This is a genomic window from Thiolapillus sp. (assembly GCF_048562965.1).
GTDB lineage: Bacteria > Pseudomonadota > Gammaproteobacteria > Chromatiales > Chromatiaceae > Thiolapillus > Thiolapillus brandeum_A.
In genome coordinates, this window is sequence record NZ_JBHNMF010000586.1 from 1 (window position 1) to 1,953 (window position 1,953).

At 59.8% G+C, this 1,953-nt stretch carries 1 protein-coding gene; it reads right to left on the reverse strand.

Annotated features, from left to right (window positions below):
- A partial coding sequence (locus ACOCD2_RS18015; protein WP_294078020.1) for a DEAD/DEAH box helicase family protein occupies positions 1–1,953 on the reverse strand: 1,953 nt, incomplete at both ends.

The following is a 1,953-nucleotide window of genomic DNA, read 5'->3' on the forward strand; positions in this document are numbered from 1 at the left end:
CCTGGAAAAGGCGGCGAAGGCCTCGATTTGGGGATCGCCAAACTCCACCAGTTGGGCCACGTACTCATAGGTGCGAACGAACTTTCCCAACCCCTGGCTGAACACCAGTAGCTCGTCCCGGGCGCGGGTATGCTCCGAGCGTCGCGCCTCGGCCTTTTCCGCACCGACCTCGTCGCCTCTCTCACGGGCCATCAGGTATTCCCTCTCGCACACTTCGATGGCGTCGTTGAGCATCTTCATGCGGCCGTTGAAGCGGTCGGTGGCCGCCTGAGTGAGCTGATAGAGTTGCTGGTGGGTGACATGGGGATCGGTGATGGCAATGCCGAACTGGCGCACCTCTTCCGCGTCGTAGATGCCCATGTCGTCCAACCGCGCCTTCATGTCATACACCACATTGGGATCCTGCACATCAGCGATACGGGCATTCTTGTAGTAGGTGTGAAAGGCGGCGACGATCTGCTCGGGATCGTTGGCAAAATCGATGATGAAGGTCTGATCCTTGCCAGGGAAAGTCCGGTTCAGACGGGAAAGGGTCTGTACCGCCTCCACGCCGGACACCTTCTTGTCCAGGTACATGGCCACCAGTTTGGGTTGGTCGAAGCCAGTCTGAAACTTGTTCGCCACCAGCATCACCTGGTATTCCGGCGTGTCGAACACCTTGCGCAGATCCCGGCCACGCGCGCCCGGGTTCATGTTCTCCTCGGTGAAGCTCTCTTCGTCCGGGTAATGATTCAGGTCATCGTTGATCTCCTTGCCAAGAATCTGCCCGGAAAAGGCCACCAGGGAACGGATGTTCTGGTAGCCCTTTTTCTCTACATAGCGGTCGAAAGCCAGTTTGTACTTGACCGCCGCCGCCCGTGAGGAGGTGACCACCATGGCCTTGGCCTGATGGCCCAGCAGGTGCGCCACATTCTTGCGGAAGTGCTCAATGATCAGCTCCACCTTCTGCGCGATGTTGGTGGGGTGCAGGGACAGCCACCGTGCCAGGGCGCGCTTGGCGTACTTGGCATCGACCCGTTGGTTCTGCTGGACGAAGGTCTCGCCGATGCGCAGCGCCATCTTGTAGGAGGCATAGTTCTGCAGCACATCCAGGATGAAGTCCTCCTCGATGGCCTGCTGCATGGTGTACAGGTGGAAAGGTACCGGCGGATTCTCCTTGGAAACGGGCTTGACCGGATCGAGTGGCCGACCGAACAGCATCAAGGTCGCATGCTTGGGCGTCGCGGTGAAGGCAAAGTGGCTGACGTTCCGCGGCAGGCCGCGCACGCTTTGCAGCTTTTCCAGCAGCTCGTCCGGCGTCAGGCTGGCCAGTTCCTCGCTGGAATCCAGCGCCAGCGCCTGGCGCAACTTGCCGGCGGTGCTGCCGGTCTGGGAGTTGTGCGCCTCGTCCATGATGACGCCAAAGTTCTTGTTCCTGAGCGATTTCTCGGTGAGTATCGCCTCCAGGGCGTAAGGGAAGGTTTGCAGGGTTACCACGATGATGGGCGTGCCATCGAGCAGCGCCTTGGCCAGCTGCTGGCTCTTGGGCAGAGAGGATGATTCCCGGTCGATGGCGCTGACCACGCCCTGCTGATGCTCGATCTGGCGAATGGCCTCCTGCAACTGGGCATCCAGCACTGTGCGATCCGTCACCACAATGACCGAATCGAAGGACGGCTCGCCTTCCGGCTTTCTCATGCGGATCAGTTCATGGGCCGTCCAGGCGATGGTGTAGGTCTTGCCGGAACCAGCGCTGTGTTGGATCAGGTACTGATGGCCTGGCCCTTCCTCGCGCACCGCGTCCATCATTGTGGTCACGGCCTCGAACTGGTGGTAGCGGGGGAAGATCAGAGTTTCTTTGTAGCGAATCCGGCCTTCCGCATCTTCCACCTCCTTGCGCTCCAGCAGCACGAAGCGATGGAAGATGCGCAGCCAGTTGTCTTTTTGCAGGATCCAGTTCCAGAAATAGCTGAC